A 17,085-nucleotide genomic window follows, 5' to 3' on the forward strand; every position below is an offset into this window, starting at 1 on the left:
TTCATGCCAACTCCTCATCTGAGCTGAGGAGCCATTATCCCTAGATCTGATTGGTACGAAATTTTCAGGACAGGTCAGGTGTCAACGGAGCCTTCTGGCTCCCAACTATTGTTTTGTAGATGGCTTCGGCTACCGCCTTTGCCAAAGGTACCGGAACTCCATTGCCGATCTGCCTTGCAATGGACGATCGATCACCCTCAAACACCCAATCATCTGGAACCCCCTGCAACCTTGCGCCCTCGCGCAACGTAATTACCCTATTTTCCGTTGGGTGGATGTAACGACCTTTCGATGCGTTCTGAAAGCTGCAACGAAGAGTGTTCGCAGGTGCGTCGAATTTCATTCGCCCCCACACATCCGTAGCCTGTGCCCCCATTTTTGCCCAGCTCGGCGGACACAAATGAGGGGCTTTACGCAGCAAATCTCGCTTGTCGCCGTTCCGGGGTATTAGCCTAATGCGTTCGGCAGCGACTCCAACAGGAATGGGAGCGACGTGCTGCATCTCTATGCTAGGGGCTTTCGACAGACCCTTAAATGCCTCGCGTACCGTGACAGCGCGTGCGACGGTAGCTTCTGGTTTCTGTGGCAAACCAATTTTTGAGAGGATACAAAACACGCGCAGTCTATTTTGCGGCGCCCCAAAGTCCGAGGCATTCAGTTTCCATACAACGGAATCGTAACCGAGCTTTCTCGCAGCACGCTCTACCGCCCGCCAATATTTTGATTCAACAAACTGCGGAACATTTTCGATAACAGCGATCTTCGGATTGGCGGATTTGATCCAATCCAATACAGAGAGAGACAACTTGTTTCGATAATCATTGCTGTCCATCTTGCCAAGAGAACTGAATCCTTGACAGGGAGGCCCGGCGACGATGACATCAGCCGCCAACCCTTGCACAACGTTTCTGACGTCCCATGTCTTAGCGACAGATTCCAAATTACGATTAAAACTAGCCACCGCCCGCGCGTCCGATTCAGCAGCAAAAACAGACCTAAATCCCGCTTGCCGAAACCCTTCAGTCATGAGACCCGCCCCTGCGAACAAATCAATTGTTTTGTTCATTTTTCACCAGGTTAATATAAATCATTCTACTTTTAAGCGGCGACATCACTTATAACGATCTCGATCAGAATCCCAAAAATGCTCCATGGTAGCGATTTGTCAAATCGACTGAAACTCCACCGGGCAGCCAAGTGGCGTCATGATGTCAAGAAAGCGCCCGTTCGCCAAGCCCTCCTACGCCCGATCGGGCTCGCGGTTTCGGCACATGAAGTGCGTCACCCGCGAGGCCAAATCGTTCCAGCCCCCTGCATGAGGCGCAGCAAGAGGCTGTACTTACCTGCGCGCGCCATGGCGGCCGCGACGGCCCTTCTTCTGCTGCCCTTTCCCTTGAGTTGGAGCGGCGGCCTTTGGCGGACGAGACCCATTGACCGCCATCGCGCCACTTTGCAATGCAGCGCCTTGCCCAACTGCCGTCGAAGCCGCTGGAACGGATGGCGATGTCGCTACCCCGCCAGCCATCGCAGAGTCAACCGTAATCGAACCGTCGCTAGCACTCTCGTGAAGATGCGCCTCAAAGGCCTTGATCGCATCGGAATGAATCGCTTGGGCGCGGGCGAGCAGTTCCTCGAGGCCGATGACCTCCCACTCCGCGCTGGGCTCACGCTTCTTCATCTCGTTCAGGAGCAATCGCTGCTCCTCAGACTGCTTTTTGGGATTCGAATCCGGCATCGACCCAATCAGGTACCCATTAACGGTTGCAGGCTTCTTAAGCTCGGTACTAATGAAATCCTCGACCTTCCCCATATATTTTTTCAGCTGAGTTAGATGATCAAACTCAAGCGGAAGCGTCGGCGACTTAAGCTCCACAATGGTAAAAACATGAGGACTTGCGCTATCCGACATCAAAAACACCAAATCAGGACGCTCCTTGTCATAGCTGCCGTCAACATTGGTAATTGGCGAATATTTATCAACATTTAATATCTTTGCGATTTTAGATGCCAATTTATTCAAATTTTCATCGCTAGTCACGTAATTTGAATATTCCGGCTTAATGAGCCAAGGATCACTTTTAAAGAGATTCTGCAACTCACCCTCGATCCCCTTTTCCCTCCACAAGCTCTCCCCCTTCTCGATAAGCTTGCGAAGAGCGATAATCCCATTTCGACGACCGCGATACAACTTCAATGAATCACTTTTTTCGATTTCCGCAAGCTCACTCAATTCGCTCGTAATCCGCTGGATAGTCCCTGGATCCGACTGCAATTCAATTAGGCGAATCAAAACCTCACCAGCATTCATTGACTGAACAACCAAGGGAGCCAATTGATTGAACTCAACACTTTCGGCGCCGTATCGCCCAGCGATTGTCTTCAGCAACTTCGAGGCCGGACCTCGGGTTTTTGTTGGAAGATTATTTATAATCCGCGTCATCATTTTCCCGGTCTCGGTCTCGCGAATCTCCTCTTCGACCTTTCCCTCTTTAAAAGCCGCGTGCCTGGAAATCGCAGCTTTCATAATATCCGAGATATGCTGAATAACCGCATCAACGACGTCATTATCCTCTCGAAGTTGAGTTCGATTCGTATTGACAAAATCAATCCCAAGTCGGTCTATATCATCCGCAACAAAAATCCCTTCCATATAGTCTTGAGCATGGAAGTTATGCATTCCTGTAGGAAGTTTAAAAAGCGATGGGCCAGCAGCGAGACGTCCATTACAGTAAATTCTTGCCCCTCTACGCCCAGCACTCAAATGCTGCCCTCGTTTTCTAAACTTAACTGCATATCGAATTTTCAATGAACCAAGATCTGGAATCGCCACATAATCCGTCACCAAATCTCCCGTTTTAGATGCATCCTCGGGAAAAATAAATTCGTACTCAACCCCTGTCTCCTGCACGGGATCCCCATTCAGGGTGATAGCAAACTCCTCCGGCTTGATTCCGAAAAAAGCTTCAGCGAGCGTCTGATTTATTTTTTCGGCACTCGATTTCACCGCATCCGGCTTAAGATCCAACAAAGTGATCGTTGTACCATGCTCGTCAACGGGTGCACCTTCTTCATAAGATGCCGGAATCTTTATTTCGGTAAGATTTTCAGCAACGCGAAGCTCTCGGGCATCAAGCTTGAATATCGTTCGAAATGTTTCCCCCGCCCTTTTCGTAGAAATAGTAATTCTCTGCGCGGTCCCGAACCCAGCGAGTTTCCCAAGCCCCTTTCGCCCCATAACATGCCGTTTGTTCCCTTCAGACATGAGTACGGTTTCAGCGCCGTTTGCACTCGCTCGACGGCGGCGATTAATGGGCAGGAATTTGGATGCTACGTCGGCCGGACTCATGCCGTGCCCGGTGTCGGAAATTATGATTGAGACATCTGGCCCCAACGTCTCCTCAAAAACCGAAACATCGGGCAACGCAATCGGGGGAGAGATCGGTTCAGCCGTGGGCACGTTCAGCACTTTCTCGGTCACGGCCGCATCCGCTGAAACCGGCGTGTCTACGGCTGCTGGACCCTTCTGCTCAGCCTGCCCGCCCTTCTCCTTCTGCTTGAGCTTTTGCGCGGCCCTCAATTTTTGGCGCGCTTCCGCGATACGGTCAAACGGAATCGAAATACGCACATCAGGAGAGTTGCTGTCGTACGCATTGGCGACGAACTCAACCAAGCATTTGCCCAACGATGTATACATGTTAATTCCAAGCGCTTCCAACATCCCGCCTTGAATCAACATTTGAAAGTTCTCTGGTCTTTCGTTTTGGTTCATTATGTCCGCCCAGCCAGTTCGTTGTTCGATTGCTCACCCACCTTCGCAGCAAAGCTTTCAAATTGTCAAGAAATTCACAACAATCACAGCTGTGCGCGAGCCAGCCCCGAGCCAGTGGAATGAGGGCCCATTGAGTGTAACCGATGCGGCGCACCGCCTCGCCGGGAAAACTAATCGACCTGAGCGCTATCTAAACCACATGCGCACTTGAGAGGCCAGCGTTAGCGCGGCTGCGTCAGTTTCGAAAGTAAAGATCACGTTCCTACTCCCGATGGATCACCTTTCCAAGCAATCTCGAAGCGCGCTCATGAGCCGAGTGCGCCGCAGCGGGACTGCCCCGGAACTGACTGTCCGCCGGCTCGTCTATTCGATGGGGTTCCGGTACCGCCTCTGTGTCGCCGGATTGCCAGGCCGGCCGGATCTCGTCTTCCGTAGCCGTCGGAAGGTCATCTTCGTCCATGGATGCTTTTGGCATCGGCATACCTGTCCCCGCGGGAAGCCACCGCTTTCGAATTCTGAATATTGGATACCGAAACTCGATGCGAACGTTAAGCGTGATCGGAAAGTTCAAGAAGAGCTCGAATCGACCGGCTGGAAAGTTCTCGTAATCTGGGCATGCGAAACGCGGGATCTGGAAAACCTGCGGGCGCGAATTGAGGTTTTCCTCAGAAGCTGAGCAATTTCTCATTCTGCACGTGGCTTCTTATGAACATCGACTCAACGGCGCATCTGATCGCACGAACATCCGATTCACCATTTGAGGCTGCTCAAGGCAAAACAGAGATGCGTCGAAAACGACGCATTCCTAACGCACCCTCATGAACCCAGCTCGCACGCTCACCAGCGACGGCTCGAAATCGACGCAAAATTGACGCACATTTGACCTGCCCCCTACAAACAGGGCCAGCCGGAGTCTAGTAAAGTTCGTTTTCGGAGAAGAAGACGAACATGAAGAAGCGCTTTACGGAACAGCAAATCATCGGATTTCTGAAGGAAGCTGAAGCTGGCATGCCGGTCAAGGAACTGTGCAGGAAGCACGGGTTCAGTGACGCGTCGTTCTACACGTGGCGTGCAAAGTTCGGCGGCATGGAAGTCTCGGAAGCCCGCCGTCTCAAGGACCTCGAGGTGGAGAATGCCCGGCTGAAGAAGCTGCTGGCCGAAGCAATGCTCGATATGGAAGCGTTGAAGGTCGTCGTCAAGGGAAAGCCCTGAGCCCGCAAGCCAAACGCGAAGCAGTGTCGGCGATTCGGGAGAAGGTCAACATCTCCGAGCGCCGCGCCTGCCGGCTTGTCGGGCTTTCTCGCAGCGTGCTGCATTACGACGCGAAGCCGGACCACGACAATGAGGTGCTCGCGGCGCGTCTGGTGGAGTTGGCGCACGAACGTCGTCGATTCGGCTACCGTCGACTGCACGCCCTGGTGGAGCGCGAAGGCACGCACGCCAATCACAAGCGCATCTATCGCCTGTACCGTGAGGCGGGGCTGGCTGTGCGGCGCCGTCGCAAGCGCCAGGGCGTCATGATTGAGCGCGAGCAACTGGCATTGCCGGGTGCGCCCAACGAGGTGTGGTCAATCGATTTCGTGATGGATGCGCTTTCCAACGGCCGGCGCGTGAAGTGCCTGACCGTCGTCGACGACTTCACGAAAGAGGCTGTCGACATCGTCGTCGACCATGGCATCTCGGGTTTGTATGTCGCTCGGGCATTGGACCGTGCAGCTCGCTTCCGTGGCTATCCCAAGGCGGTGCGAACCGACCAGGGCCCCGAATTTACGAGCCGCGCGCTTGACCAGTGGGCGTATGCGAACGGCGTCACACTGAAGTTGATTCAGGCGGGCAAGTCAACGCAGAATGCGTACATCGAATCGTTCAACGGCAAATTCCGCGACGAATGCCTTAACGAGCACTGGTTTACGACGCTCGCGCACGCTCGGGCTGTCATCGCGGCATGGCGTCAGGACTACAACGAGCAAAGGCCGCATAGTGCACTGAACTACCTTGCGCCGTCAGAGTTTGCGGCGAAACACCGGGCAACCGCGGATGCTCCCGCCGCCTTCCAGGAGCTGGTTTAACAGGACTTTGCTAGAAGCCCATTGGCCCTATTGAAGGGGGCAGGTCAGCGAGGTCGTAGTTTCGCTCTTCCATGTCTCGGTTCCCCCGAAGTTCCTGTAGTGACCTGATCATCCTTCTCGGGCTGTCAGACAGGTGAGGACACTTAGCGCGCAGTTCCGGCGTCTTCAAATCACACTTGCGAGGTGGAGTACGGACTCCGTATCATCAATAGGGGAACCAAGATGCAGATAGGGGAAGAAGGATGGCGCTCGACTACGCGAAAATGCCCGAACACGCGCTGGCAATGCTTTTCACTGCCGCTGTGCGCGACATCCGGAAAGATGAGCTGAGAAAGGTCGATGACGAAAACCCGTGCGAGCGAATTCGCGATTTGCCACTGCATGTATCTCGAGAACTAGCCTTACGACTGTGGCTCATCGCAGGGACACAGAAGGAAGTCGAACGACTGTTCTATGGTTACGAGGATACAGGCGAGACCGCGGCGGAGGGGCGAAAACAGCGCGAGTACGAATGTTCACGTCCAATGCCTATGCGGCGAGCGAGAAGCGCCATATCCTCATGGGCATGGGGCGCACTCCTCACTGATAACGATGACTGGTGGCTTGAGATCGCTTATTGGCGGACTCGCCTTGACGCTATCGAGGCCGCGAGACCGATCCTAAAGGGGCTAAAGAGGCGCAAGGTCACGTTGACACACGAGAGCGTAGAGAAAGTCTCGACGAAAATCTTGGTCACGTTCCGTTCGACGCTGGAACGCGCTGCCGAAATTGAGGATGCAGAGAACCAGCGCAGACTGACCCGCTTCATCGCAAGTGATCGCTGCCGCATCCAACGTCACCTCAAGCAGTTCAACCTTACGGTCACGGATCTGGAACGCGCTACGGGTCTCTCCCATGACACAAATTTGGCACACTGAACACGGGAGTCACGGTTACCGACAGGGAACTCAGGGGTGCAGCGGTCTTGAATTTTCAAGGGAAGCCAAGTACAGTCCGGCGTAGTTGGTGCCAACTTTCCGATTCACACGGCAGGGGTCACAGGTTCAATCCCTGTACCACCCACCAGATTCGAAGGGCCGACGATACGTCGGCCCTTTTTGCATTCTGCGCCGGCATCACAGGGATCGCGTGCGATCGATCCCGCATGCCGCAACGACGAGACCGGCGCCCGCTTCAATGCGAGCGCACCTCCCCTGCCCTGCACCACACCTCGCACCTCAGCGCTTGAACCCCGCCGCCCCCGTTACCCGAATCTCAGGGCCCGAGAGCGAGTACACGATGCCCGCATTGTTCGCCGCCGCGCCGGTCAGCACGCCTTGCGTCGAGAACGTACAAGCGCCGCCGACACACGCGCCGCCCGAGACGTTTTGCGTCATCGTGTTGAACGTTGCACGCGCACCGTCCGGGCCAACCACCGTCATGCCGGCGCCGGTCGCGTAAGTCTGCCCGGGCATGGCGATATTCAGATTCGGCGTGACGTCGTAGCGCGCATTCTGGAACGCGATGCTCAGCGATCCCGTCAACGTACCGGTCGCACCGGAAATTCTGTCGATAGCCTTCGTTGCGCCGGCGAGCGCGTACGTCATCGTGCCCGAGATCGGCAGATTCGCATCCAGCGTGGGCTTGCCAACGATATAAGGCATGCCCGAACTCCACGTCGACAAATCGATCGTCTCGCCGTGATCGGATATCGTGCCCGCCGTCCAGCGCCCCCAGCCCAGATCATCCAGTTTGCCCGCGTCGGCGACCGTCACGGCCGACACGACATTGAACGGCATGTCCGACCCCACGAACTTCGTCATCTCGCTCGCGGCATTGAAGGTCGCCGTGCCCGTGCCAAGACTTGCGATACCGTCCGAGCCCCAGTTCATCATGTAATACCCCGCGCCGCTGGTCAGCACGACGGGTGGTGGGAGCACCGGCGGCGTCACAACCGGGGGCGTCAAGACCGGCGGAAGCTCGGCGGCGGGCGGCCGTGGCGTCGGCAACAGCACGACAGGCCCTGTAGCCGGTGTGGGCTGCGTCGGCGAACCCGTTGCCGAAAATATCGGGGGCGGCGTGAAAAGGATTCCCGGATTCTGCGGAAGCACGACCGGCGGCACGCTGAAATTGGGCGTGAAGCCGAATTGCCCGGCCGAGAAAAGCGGCGATCCACCACCATTGCTCACGACGATCGCGCCACCCAGCACATCGACATAGAGACCCGGACTCGCCCCACCCGGCACAGCACTCGCAGCAGTGCCTCCTGAAGCTGACACCACCGGCTGCGGCAGGAATCGCGAGAAGTCGAGCCCTCCACTCTGCGCTCTGGCCTGCGGGATGACGAAAGAAGCCACCGCCGATGCGATGGCGCTCCATTGCGCAGCGCGGCGCGCGGGAAAACGCAAGGCCCGACGAGGCCCCGACAACACGATGAATGTCATGATCGATCGCTCCGGATCGGCGTGAGGATTGAGATCAGCGGAAGTCATAGCGAGCCACGACCTCGTAGACACTTCGGTGGTACTGGTACAGCGGCTGGCTTGAGCCATTCCGCGTGAAGCTGAATTGCGGCGTGATCGAAAACGCCTTCGTCACGAAGTACGAATAGCCAGCCCTCACATCAAGCTGACGGTCGCTGCGCTCCACGAGAAACAAACTGTCGAGCGTGTCGTAGTTGCGTCGCTCGATGCTAGCGCTGGCGAACAGCAGTTGATCCGGCATCACGTGCCATTCGCCACCGAGTCGCGCGCCCCACAGCCGATTGCCGAACGCGGCGGACAAGTCGTCCTTGGGCTTTTCTCGCCCCGCGTACAGCGAGGCATAAGCGACCGGCGCGCCATAGACCGACGAGAATCCCTTGACGATCGACGCGCCAACGATGGCGCGATTCGCGTCGCGCGCATTCGTGCCCATGTAGCGAATCGGTGTGTACTGCGCGAACGTCGCCACCTGAAGGTCGCTGCCAAGATCGCGCGTCCACTGCGCGGTGAAGCCGTTGAGATTGCGGTAGCTCTCCGAATCGACCCACATGTGCTGGTTGGCGTACTGAAATCCGAAATTGTTCGGCCCGGACAACCAGTTCGCGCCCAGTTGAAGCAAATAGCTGCCCTGATCGAAGGCGCGCGCCTTATCGGCGTAGGTGCGCACATCGACCTCTCCCGATGCCGACACCACCAGGTTGTCCGTCACGGCATGTCGCACGCCTAGCCCACCACTGATGTCGCCGAAGTTCGCCGGCGTTCCGCGCGAGGCGCCGTCGAGCACGAACATCAAGCCGCCCAGTGCCGGAATCGCGATCGCGGAATTCGTCGTCGCGTTGTTGGCATTGGTATCGTGCCCGACGTTGCCCTGCACGTAGCCGGTCCAGGACGTACGCGCGCCCGCGGGCGCATTGATCGCGTTCAGGTAGGCCTCGATGACCGGACGCACACCCTCGGGGACCTCGCCCGCGGCCACCCCCTCGAACTCGCGTCTCGCGTTATCGCGCTGCCCGAGCAGAAAATAGGTGCGCGCCAGTTCGAGGTGAGCCGGACCATCGCCAGGACGCGCCACCACGCTGCGTTTGAGTGCGCGCTCGGCAACCTCGAGGTGATGACTGTCCGCGGCAGCGATACCCAGCAGGTAGTCATATTCGCCGTCGCCCGCCAGACGACTCTCCAGCGGCGCCAGCAACGCGTAGGCCCGTGCGGGCGATTTGGCGCGCATCAGCGCGCGAGCCTCGGAGATCGCGGCGTTTCTTGCGTCGGACGGTGAGGCAGGCGGTCCGCCGACGGCGGCCATGCCGTCCGCGACGGGCGTGCCCGCGGCATACGCGCCATGCGCCAGAACGGCACCCAGCACCGCAGCGGCAAGCGCACTTCGGCGAAGCGTTGAAACAGACATGCAGTGATTCCCCGGTACGGCGAGGCACCGGGCATGCCGGCGACGCTCGCGGAACAATGATTGGTTTTGCGCTCTTCGGTCGAATACCGCCACGCCGCGTTTTCATTCTTCTGATGACGGCAGCGAGGGCGAGCGCGCGGCACAGCAAACGGGGGGAGGACTGTGCATGGGAACCGTTGACGGCTTCCCAAGGTCGGCGCTGGGCGCCATTAGAGCGCAACCGCCCGGGCATGGCAAGCGGAACACCGGGATGCCCCCGCCCAACCGTACGCACCGGCGGCGAGCGACGCCACGCAAACAAAGCGCATGCGCCGGAAATGCGTGCGCGACACCGCAACATCAATAGATTTTTTAAATCAACACACAAATTCGATTAATTTTGACGCATGCCGATCCGACTTCCCGCCGGGGCGTGGCGCGACCCGTGCCCCGCGCGACGGGGATTTCCACGATATGACGGGGCCTTCAGAGCCAGTCTTATATAAGACTGGAGCATTCACATTACGAAAAGGCATTTCAGTTTTGCCCCTGACCCGTGTCACAATCGAGAGAATTTGTCATGGCTAGCGGACTGTCACCCCAGTCGGCGGCGTTCCCCCACCTTTTCCTGATTCTTGAATCCGAGACCAGCGATGAGTACGCAGCAATCCAGCATCATCTACACCCTGACCGACGAAGCACCGCTTCTGGCCACCGGCGCCTTCCTCCCGATCATTCGCACGTTCACCGCGCCGGCCGGCGTGGCGATCGAGACGAGCGACATCTCGGTGGCAGGTCGTATCCTCGGCGAATTCCCCGAATTCCTGACGGAAGAACAGCGCGTGCCGGACAACCTCGCCGAGTTGGGCCGCCTCACGCAGGATCCGGACACCAACATCATCAAGCTGCCGAACATCAGCGCTTCGGTGTTCCAGTTGCAAAGCGCCATCAAGGAGCTCCAATCGAAGGGCTACAAGGTGCCGGACTATCCGGAAGACCCGAAGACCGACGAAGAGAAGGCCATCCAGAAGCGCTACTCGAAGTGCCTGGGCTCGGCCGTGAACCCGGTGCTGCGCGAAGGCAATTCGGATCGCCGCGCCCCGTTGGCCGTGAAGAACTACGCCAAGAAGCATCCGCACAGCATGGGCGAATGGAGCATGGCTTCGCGCACTCACGTGGCGCACATGAAGCACGGCGACTTCTACCACGGCGAAAAGTCGATGACGATCGACAAGGCTTGCGACGTGCGCATGGAACTCGTGACGAAGAGCGGCAAGACCATCGTGCTCAAGCCGAAGGTCTCGCTGCTCGACGGCGAAATCATCGACAGCATGTTCATGAGCAAGAAGGCGCTGTGCGAGTTCTACGAAGAGCAGATGGAAGACGCGCGCAAGACCGGCGTCATGTTCTCGCTGCACGTGAAGGCCACCATGATGAAGGTCTCGCACCCGATCGTGTTCGGCCACGCCGTGAAGATCTTCTACAAGGAAGCCTTCGAGAAGCACGGCAAGCTGTTCGACGAACTGGGCGTGAACGTCAACAACGGCCTCGTGAACCTGTACGAGAAAATCGAAGCGCTGCCGAGCACGCAACGTGAAGAGATCATCCGCGACCTGCACGCGTGCCACGAGCACCGTCCGGAACTCGCGATGGTCGACTCGGCCAAGGGCATCTCGAACCTGCACGCACCGAACGACGTGATCGTCGATGCCTCGATGCCGGCCATGATCCGCCTGGGCGGCAAGATGTGGGGCGCCGACGGCCGTCCGAAGGACACCAAGGCCGTGATCCCGGAGAGCACGTTCGCCCGCATTTATCAGGAAATCATCAACTTCTGCAAGACGAACGGCGCATTCGACCCGACCACCATGGGCACGGTGCCGAACGTCGGCCTCATGGCGCAGAAGGCAGAAGAGTACGGCTCGCACGACAAGACGTTCGAAATCGTCGAAGACGGCGTGGCGAACATCGTCAACATCGCCACGGGCGAAGTGCTGCTCTCGCAGAATGTGGAAGCCGGCGACATCTGGCGCATGTGCCAGGTCAAGGACGCCCCGATCCGCGACTGGGTGAAACTCGCGGTGAACCGCGTTCGCAACTCGGGTATGCCGGCCGTGTTCTGGCTCGACCCGTACCGCCCGCACGAAGCCGAACTGATCAAGAAGGTCGAGACGTACCTGAAGGATCACGACACCACCGGCCTCGACATCCAGATCATGTCGCAAGTGCGCGCCATGCGTTACACGCTCGAACGCGTGATCCGCGGCCTGGACACCATTTCGGTGACCGGCAACATTCTGCGCGACTACCTGACCGACCTGTTCCCGATCATGGAGCTGGGCACCAGCGCCAAGATGCTGTCGATCGTGCCGCTGATGGCCGGTGGCGGCATGTACGAAACGGGCGCCGGCGGCTCGGCACCGAAGCACGTCAAGCAACTGGTCGAAGAGAACCACCTGCGCTGGGACTCGCTGGGTGAATTCCTGGCGCTGGCCGTGTCGCTGGAAGACCTCGGCATCAAGACGGGCAACAACCGCGCCAAGATCCTCGCCAAGACGCTCGACGCGGCAACCGGCAAGCTGCTGGACAACAACAAGGGCCCGTCGCCCAAGACCGGCGAGCTCGACAATCGCGGCAGCCAATTCTATCTGTCGATGTACTGGGCACAGGAACTCGCCGAGCAGAAGGAAGACGCCGACCTGGCCAAGCACTTCGCACCGCTGGCCAAGCAACTGGCCGAGAACGAGAAGACGATCGTGGCCGAACTCGCCGAAGTGCAAGGCAAGCCGGCCGACATCGGTGGCTACTACAAGCCCGACTTCGACAAGCTCGAGCAAGTCATGCGCCCGAGCAAGACGTTCAACGCCGCGCTCGCGAGCGTTGCAACGGCTTAAGCGCGAAAGTGATCGAGGGCGGGTCGGCACGACCGCCCTGCAGCACCCAATGAAAAAAGCCGGCGAACGCCGGCTTTTTTCTATTTCGTCGACCACGCAAACCAGGCACGACCAGGGCGACATCGACGGCATTCGCACCGCTGCCGCCATCACCGTGCCCTGAAGTGCTTCACCGGTTGACCTGGGCCTTCGATTGCGTGAGCGCCAGCACAGCCCCCAGGGCGAGCGCGGCCGACACGCAGTACATGCCGGCGTTGGTGCTTTGCGTCACATCCTTGAGCCAGCCGATGACGAACGGGCTCACGAAACCGGCCAGGTTGCCGATCGAGTTGATCATGCCGATGGCGGCAGCCGCCGAGCCGCCGACGAGCAGCGCGCTCGGGTACGTCCAGAACACCGGCATCGTGGCCAGCATGCCGGCCGTGCCGACCGACAGCGCCACCATGGCGAGCGGGACATTGTTGCCCCAGACCGTGCTCAGGTACAGGCCCACCGCCCCGGCAAGCGACACCACGGCGAAGTGCCAGCGGCGCTCGCGCGTGCGGTCCGAGCTGCGCGCCACGACGATCATGCTGAGCACGGCGCAAGCGTAGGGAATGGCGGTAAGCAGCCCCACGTCCAGCGCGCTCTTCACGCCGCTGGCCTTGATCAGCGTCGGCAGGTAAAAGCCAATGCCATAAAGGCCCATCATGCAGCAGAAGTAAATCGCGGCCATGAGCCACACACGACCGTTCGCGAACACCGACGCGACCGAGTGCTGCGCCTTGCCCGCGCTGTCCTGCGCGATGTTGTGCTCCAGAACGGCCTTTTCGTCTTCGGTGAGCCAAGTGGCAGCGCGAATGCCGTTCGGCAGATACATGAGCGTGATCACGCCGAGAATCACCGACGGAATGGCTTCGATGAAAAACAGCCATTGCCAGGCGGCCCAGCCGCCCACGCCATTGAACGCCGCGAGAATCCAGCCCGAGAGCGGACCGCCGAACACGCCTGCGACAGGAATGCCGATCATGAACAGCGCGTTCATGCGACCGCGACGCTGCGCCGGGAACCAGTAGGTCAGGTAAAGCACGATGCCGGGGAAGAAGCCCGCCTCGGCCACGCCGAGCAGAAAACGCACGACGTAGAACTGCGTGGGTGTCTTCACGAACAGCGTGGCCGCCGAGAGCACCGCCCACGAGATCATGATGCGCGCGATCCAGCGGCGCGCACCGACCTTGTGCATGATGATGTTGCTCGGCACTTCGAAGAAAAAGTAGCCGATGAAGAAGATGCCGGCGCCCAGGCCATAGACCGTCTCGCTGAACTGAAGGTCGTTGAGCATCTGCAGCTTGGCGAAGCCGACGTTGACACGGTCGAGATACGCCGCGACGTAACAAAGGAAAAGGAACGGCAACAAACGCCAGGTCGCTTTGGCGTAGGCTTGCGCCTCGATCGCGCGCGACTGCGCACTGGGTTGGGTACCGCTAGCGATAGTACTCATGGTTTCCACTTCGAACTTCGGCTGCCACGCAGCCGGAATCAAGACTGCAACGCTGCCGCCGGACCACTCGCACCGATCACGCCGCCTTACCCACCCGACTGCTCTGAAGACCTCACGATTCCCATGTCGCGGGAATCGATCTCGCGGAGTCCGTCGACATTGTCTCCGGACGTCTGCGCCAGCCCGAGGGCATGCGCGCGACGTTTCTCACCCGGCCATCCCCTTTGGTGATTGGGAGGCCGCCGCGATTGTAAACCATAGGACACCGCTCTATATGGAGCAGTCTTTCAGTCATTGAGCACATTCCGAGATCGCAAGTCGCCCGACTGTGGCAAGCGCGCGACGGTGAGGCGACATTGACAGGACGGTCGACGATGGGCCGCGTCAATGCCGCGATGGCGCGCCGATATTCGACGCCGCTGCCTGACACTCGCATGGCGAAGAGAGTGCATCCGAAAGATTCGGCATGGCGCAGGTCATCGGTACCTGACGGACATGCGATTTCGCGCGTACGCTTGGGGCTTCCCTTGTGCCGATCACGTGATCGGCGTGGAACGCGTCATCCCAAAAGTTGCCGCCCCCTACGCGACGTCGCCCACTGGCCCCCGCTTTCCTTGAGTCGAATCATGACCGTCCACAACCCGCTATCGCTGCCCGCGCCTGCCTCGGTTTGTCTGGTAAGCGTCTTCCCCGCCGCCGACGATGGCGGCAATCCCGCCCCGATCGTGCTCGACGCCGACGCGATGTCGGAAGGCGATATGCGCGCCGTCGCGGCGCACTACGGCCACGAGAGCGGCTTCGTCACGGCCTCGACGCAGCCGCACCGTGCGTGGCGCTTTCGCTTTTTCGTGCCGAATCACGAGATGGAGATGTGCGGTCATGCCACGCTGGGCGCGTTATGGGTATTGCGCCGCGCGGGACGCTGGGACGGCAGGTCGGTCACGATCGAGACGCTGAGTGGTCCGGTCGAAGGTCGGCTGGCCGCCGACGGCGAGCACATCGAAGTCAGCCAGCCGGCGGGGCGCACCGAGCCGGTCATCGACGCGAGCGCCATCGAGGCCATCTGCGCCACATTGCGAATCTCGCCCGACGACATTGCCCCCGAAGGCATCTGCAACGCGGCGACGAGTCGCGTGAAGACACTCGTGCCGCTGCGCAGCGTGGCGACATTGCAGACGCTGCAGCCGGACTTCGCCACGATGGCCGCGACGTGCGACGCCATCGCATCCACCGGCCTGTACCCGTGCGCGAGGGAAGCGGCGGGCGATGGGCGCGCGCTGCCGGTGTTGCAGGCGCGCCAGTATCCGCGCGCCTCCGGCTATCCCGAAGATGCCGCGACCGGCATCGCGGCAGCCGCACTGCTTTACGGCGCACGCCGCTACGGCTGGCTTCTCCCTGGCGAGCGCGGCGTGGTCGTGCGCCAGGGGGTCGCCATGGGACGCGCCTCGGCGATCACCGTGACGCTGCGCGATCCGCTCGACGCCGCCGCGGGCTGCTGGATCAGCGGCGACGTGCGCGCAATATGACGACGACGATGACGCCCGCCGCAGCCGCGAGCCCACCGCACAGGAAGACCGCGCGGTAGCCGAACGGGTTGGCCACGGCGCCGGCGAGCGGCCCGGTCAGGAGAATGGCGACGTCCTGAAACGCGGCATACGTGCCCAGACTCGTGCCACGGCTCGCGGCGGGCGCACGTTGGACTACCTCGATGCCCAGCGAGGGAAAGATCAGGGATGCGCCGGCGCCGGCGAGCGCGGTGCCGGCCAGCGCGAGCCACGCGCCCGGCGCCTGCCACACCAGCAACAGGCCGACGGCTTCGACCGCGAGCGACGCCTGCGCCACGCGCAGATTGCCGAAGCGCTCGGGCCAACGTCCACCGATCAGTCTCACCAGCACGAACGCAAGCCCGAAGGCCGACAGCGCGACAGCAGCGCCCGACCAGCGCGACGCATCGAAGTACAGCACCACGAAAGCGCCGACCACCGCGAAACCCACGCCCTGCAACGCGAGCGCCAGCCCCGGCAGGAAAACGATGCGCAACACCTGCGAGTACGGCAGCGCACGCCCCGCCTGATGCATCGGCGCCACGCCGGGAATCCGCGAGATCACGACCCAACCGGCGATGGGCAGCAGGCAGATCGCGATGGCCACGCCGATGAGCGCGGTAGCCCCATAAAGCGAGAGGCCGAGTGGCGCGCCGGCGGCAAATCCGCTGAAGACGGCCGCCCCGGTCCACGACATCACACGCCCCGATTGCGATGCCCCCAGACTGCCGATGGCCCACGTCAGCGTGCCGGTGATGCACAGGCTCTCGCCCACGCCCAGCAGCAAACGTGCCACGGTCAGCATCGCCAGCCGGGGCTCGGGGGACAGCGTGACGAGCCCGGTGGCGAGCAGGGCAACACCGGAGAGCCCGACGAACGTCAGCCCGCGCATCAGCGCAACGCGGGCGCCGCGCAGATCCGCCGTGCGACCGGCGAATTTGCGCGTGAGTACCGTCGCGAGCGACTGTACGCCGACAGCGAATCCGACCACGACGTTGTGAAAACCGAGAACGTCGTGCACGAACAGCGGCACGACGGACAGCGACATGCCGATCGTCAGGCATGCGAGGAAGACGTTCAGCGAGAAGCGCAGCAGCAGCGCGGTTGCGTTGGTTGTTACGCTGACGGTCGCGTCAGCGGCCTGAGGCGCGGCGGCGGCCGGAGTTGCGGGGGACGGCATGTGTCATGACTCCATAAGGGGCCGGCAGAGGCAAGTGCCGCGCATACGTCGGCGACCGAAGCGACAGGGCATCGATACCGATGGGCGCGGCGCGAGCGCGAGCCGGCGGGCGAACGATCGCGACGCAGGCATCGGAACGAACCGGCAGTACGGACAAATCGGGAGAGAAGGCGCTTGTGGCGCGCAGAGAACCGGGGATTGCGCCGAATGGGCTGCCCGGTGGTTCATCGACGAACGCACGCCCCTCGACCGACGTGCCGGATCGCCCGGCCGCTGTCGCGGAGTATGCGTTGGTTCACGTGAACG

Annotated in this window: 11 protein-coding genes; 5 read left to right on the forward strand and 6 right to left on the reverse strand. The window is 60.2% G+C overall.

Features of this window, described 5'->3' with window-relative positions; all coding sequences use genetic code 11:
- Positions 1–64: 64 nt before the first annotated feature.
- Positions 65–1,066, reverse strand: a complete 1,002-nt coding sequence (locus PMO31116_RS09890; RefSeq protein ID WP_150566572.1) for a DNA cytosine methyltransferase — start codon at positions 1,064–1,066, stop codon at positions 65–67.
- A gap of 273 nt (positions 1,067–1,339) precedes the next feature.
- Entirely contained in the window at positions 1,340–3,769 is a 2,430-nt protein-coding gene (locus PMO31116_RS09895; protein ID WP_150566573.1) for an ATP-binding protein, read from the reverse strand.
- A 271-nt stretch (positions 3,770–4,040) separates the two neighbouring features.
- On the opposite strand from PMO31116_RS09895, the gene PMO31116_RS09900 reads away from it, so the two are divergent.
- The 3 genes from PMO31116_RS09900 to PMO31116_RS09910 all read left to right on the forward strand — a co-directional run bounded on the left by PMO31116_RS09900 (position 4,041) and on the right by PMO31116_RS09910 (position 6,755).
- Complete coding sequence (locus tag PMO31116_RS09900; RefSeq protein WP_150566574.1) at positions 4,041–4,445, forward strand: very short patch repair endonuclease; 405 nt, start codon at positions 4,041–4,043, stop codon at positions 4,443–4,445.
- A 272-nt stretch (positions 4,446–4,717) separates the two neighbouring features.
- Positions 4,718–5,838 (forward strand): IS3-like element IS407 family transposase gene (locus PMO31116_RS09905; protein ID WP_150566575.1). Its coding sequence is split into 2 segments (ribosomal slippage): positions 4,718–4,976 and positions 4,976–5,838, totalling 1,122 coding nucleotides; the frame shifts between segments, so codons are not numbered across the junction.
- A gap of 242 nt (positions 5,839–6,080) precedes the next feature.
- Positions 6,081–6,755: a hypothetical protein gene (locus tag PMO31116_RS09910; protein WP_150566576.1), complete on the forward strand. Its 675-nt coding sequence runs from the start codon at positions 6,081–6,083 to the stop codon at positions 6,753–6,755.
- Between the two features lie 300 nt (positions 6,756–7,055).
- Here PMO31116_RS09910 and PMO31116_RS09915 read toward each other — a convergent pair whose 3' ends face one another.
- Positions 7,056–8,309, reverse strand: coding sequence for a hypothetical protein (locus PMO31116_RS09915; RefSeq protein ID WP_150566577.1), 1,254 nt, complete (start codon positions 8,307–8,309; stop codon positions 7,056–7,058).
- Positions 8,296–9,702, reverse strand: a complete 1,407-nt coding sequence (locus PMO31116_RS09920) for a surface lipoprotein assembly modifier (RefSeq protein WP_150566578.1) — start codon at positions 9,700–9,702, stop codon at positions 8,296–8,298. Before PMO31116_RS09920 ends, PMO31116_RS09915 begins: the two co-directional genes overlap by 14 nt.
- 632 nt (positions 9,703–10,334) lie before the next feature.
- On the opposite strand from PMO31116_RS09920, the gene PMO31116_RS09925 reads away from it, so the two are divergent.
- Positions 10,335–12,575 (forward strand): NADP-dependent isocitrate dehydrogenase, encoded by a 2,241-nt coding sequence (locus PMO31116_RS09925; RefSeq protein ID WP_150566579.1) that lies wholly within the window; start codon positions 10,335–10,337, stop codon positions 12,573–12,575.
- Positions 12,576–12,744: 169 nt separating this feature from the next.
- Here the strand turns inward: PMO31116_RS09925 and PMO31116_RS09930 are convergent, their stop codons facing one another.
- Positions 12,745–14,055 carry an MFS transporter gene (locus tag PMO31116_RS09930; RefSeq protein ID WP_150566580.1) on the reverse strand — a complete coding sequence of 437 codons (1,311 nt, stop codon included), beginning with the start codon at positions 14,053–14,055 and terminating at the stop codon, positions 12,745–12,747.
- A 626-nt stretch (positions 14,056–14,681) separates the two neighbouring features.
- On the opposite strand from PMO31116_RS09930, the gene PMO31116_RS09935 reads away from it, so the two are divergent.
- Positions 14,682–15,581, forward strand: coding sequence for a PhzF family phenazine biosynthesis protein (locus tag PMO31116_RS09935; protein WP_150566581.1), 900 nt, complete (start codon positions 14,682–14,684; stop codon positions 15,579–15,581).
- On the opposite strand, the gene PMO31116_RS09940 is transcribed toward PMO31116_RS09935, so the two are convergent.
- Positions 15,556–16,779, reverse strand: coding sequence for an arabinose transporter (locus PMO31116_RS09940; RefSeq protein WP_150566582.1), 1,224 nt, complete (start codon positions 16,777–16,779; stop codon positions 15,556–15,558). The genes PMO31116_RS09935 and PMO31116_RS09940 overlap by 26 nt on opposite strands.
- Positions 16,780–17,085 lie beyond the last annotated feature (306 nt).

It is taken from the genome of Pandoraea morbifera, assembly GCF_902459575.1.
Taxonomy (GTDB): Bacteria; Pseudomonadota; Gammaproteobacteria; order Burkholderiales; family Burkholderiaceae; genus Pandoraea; species Pandoraea morbifera.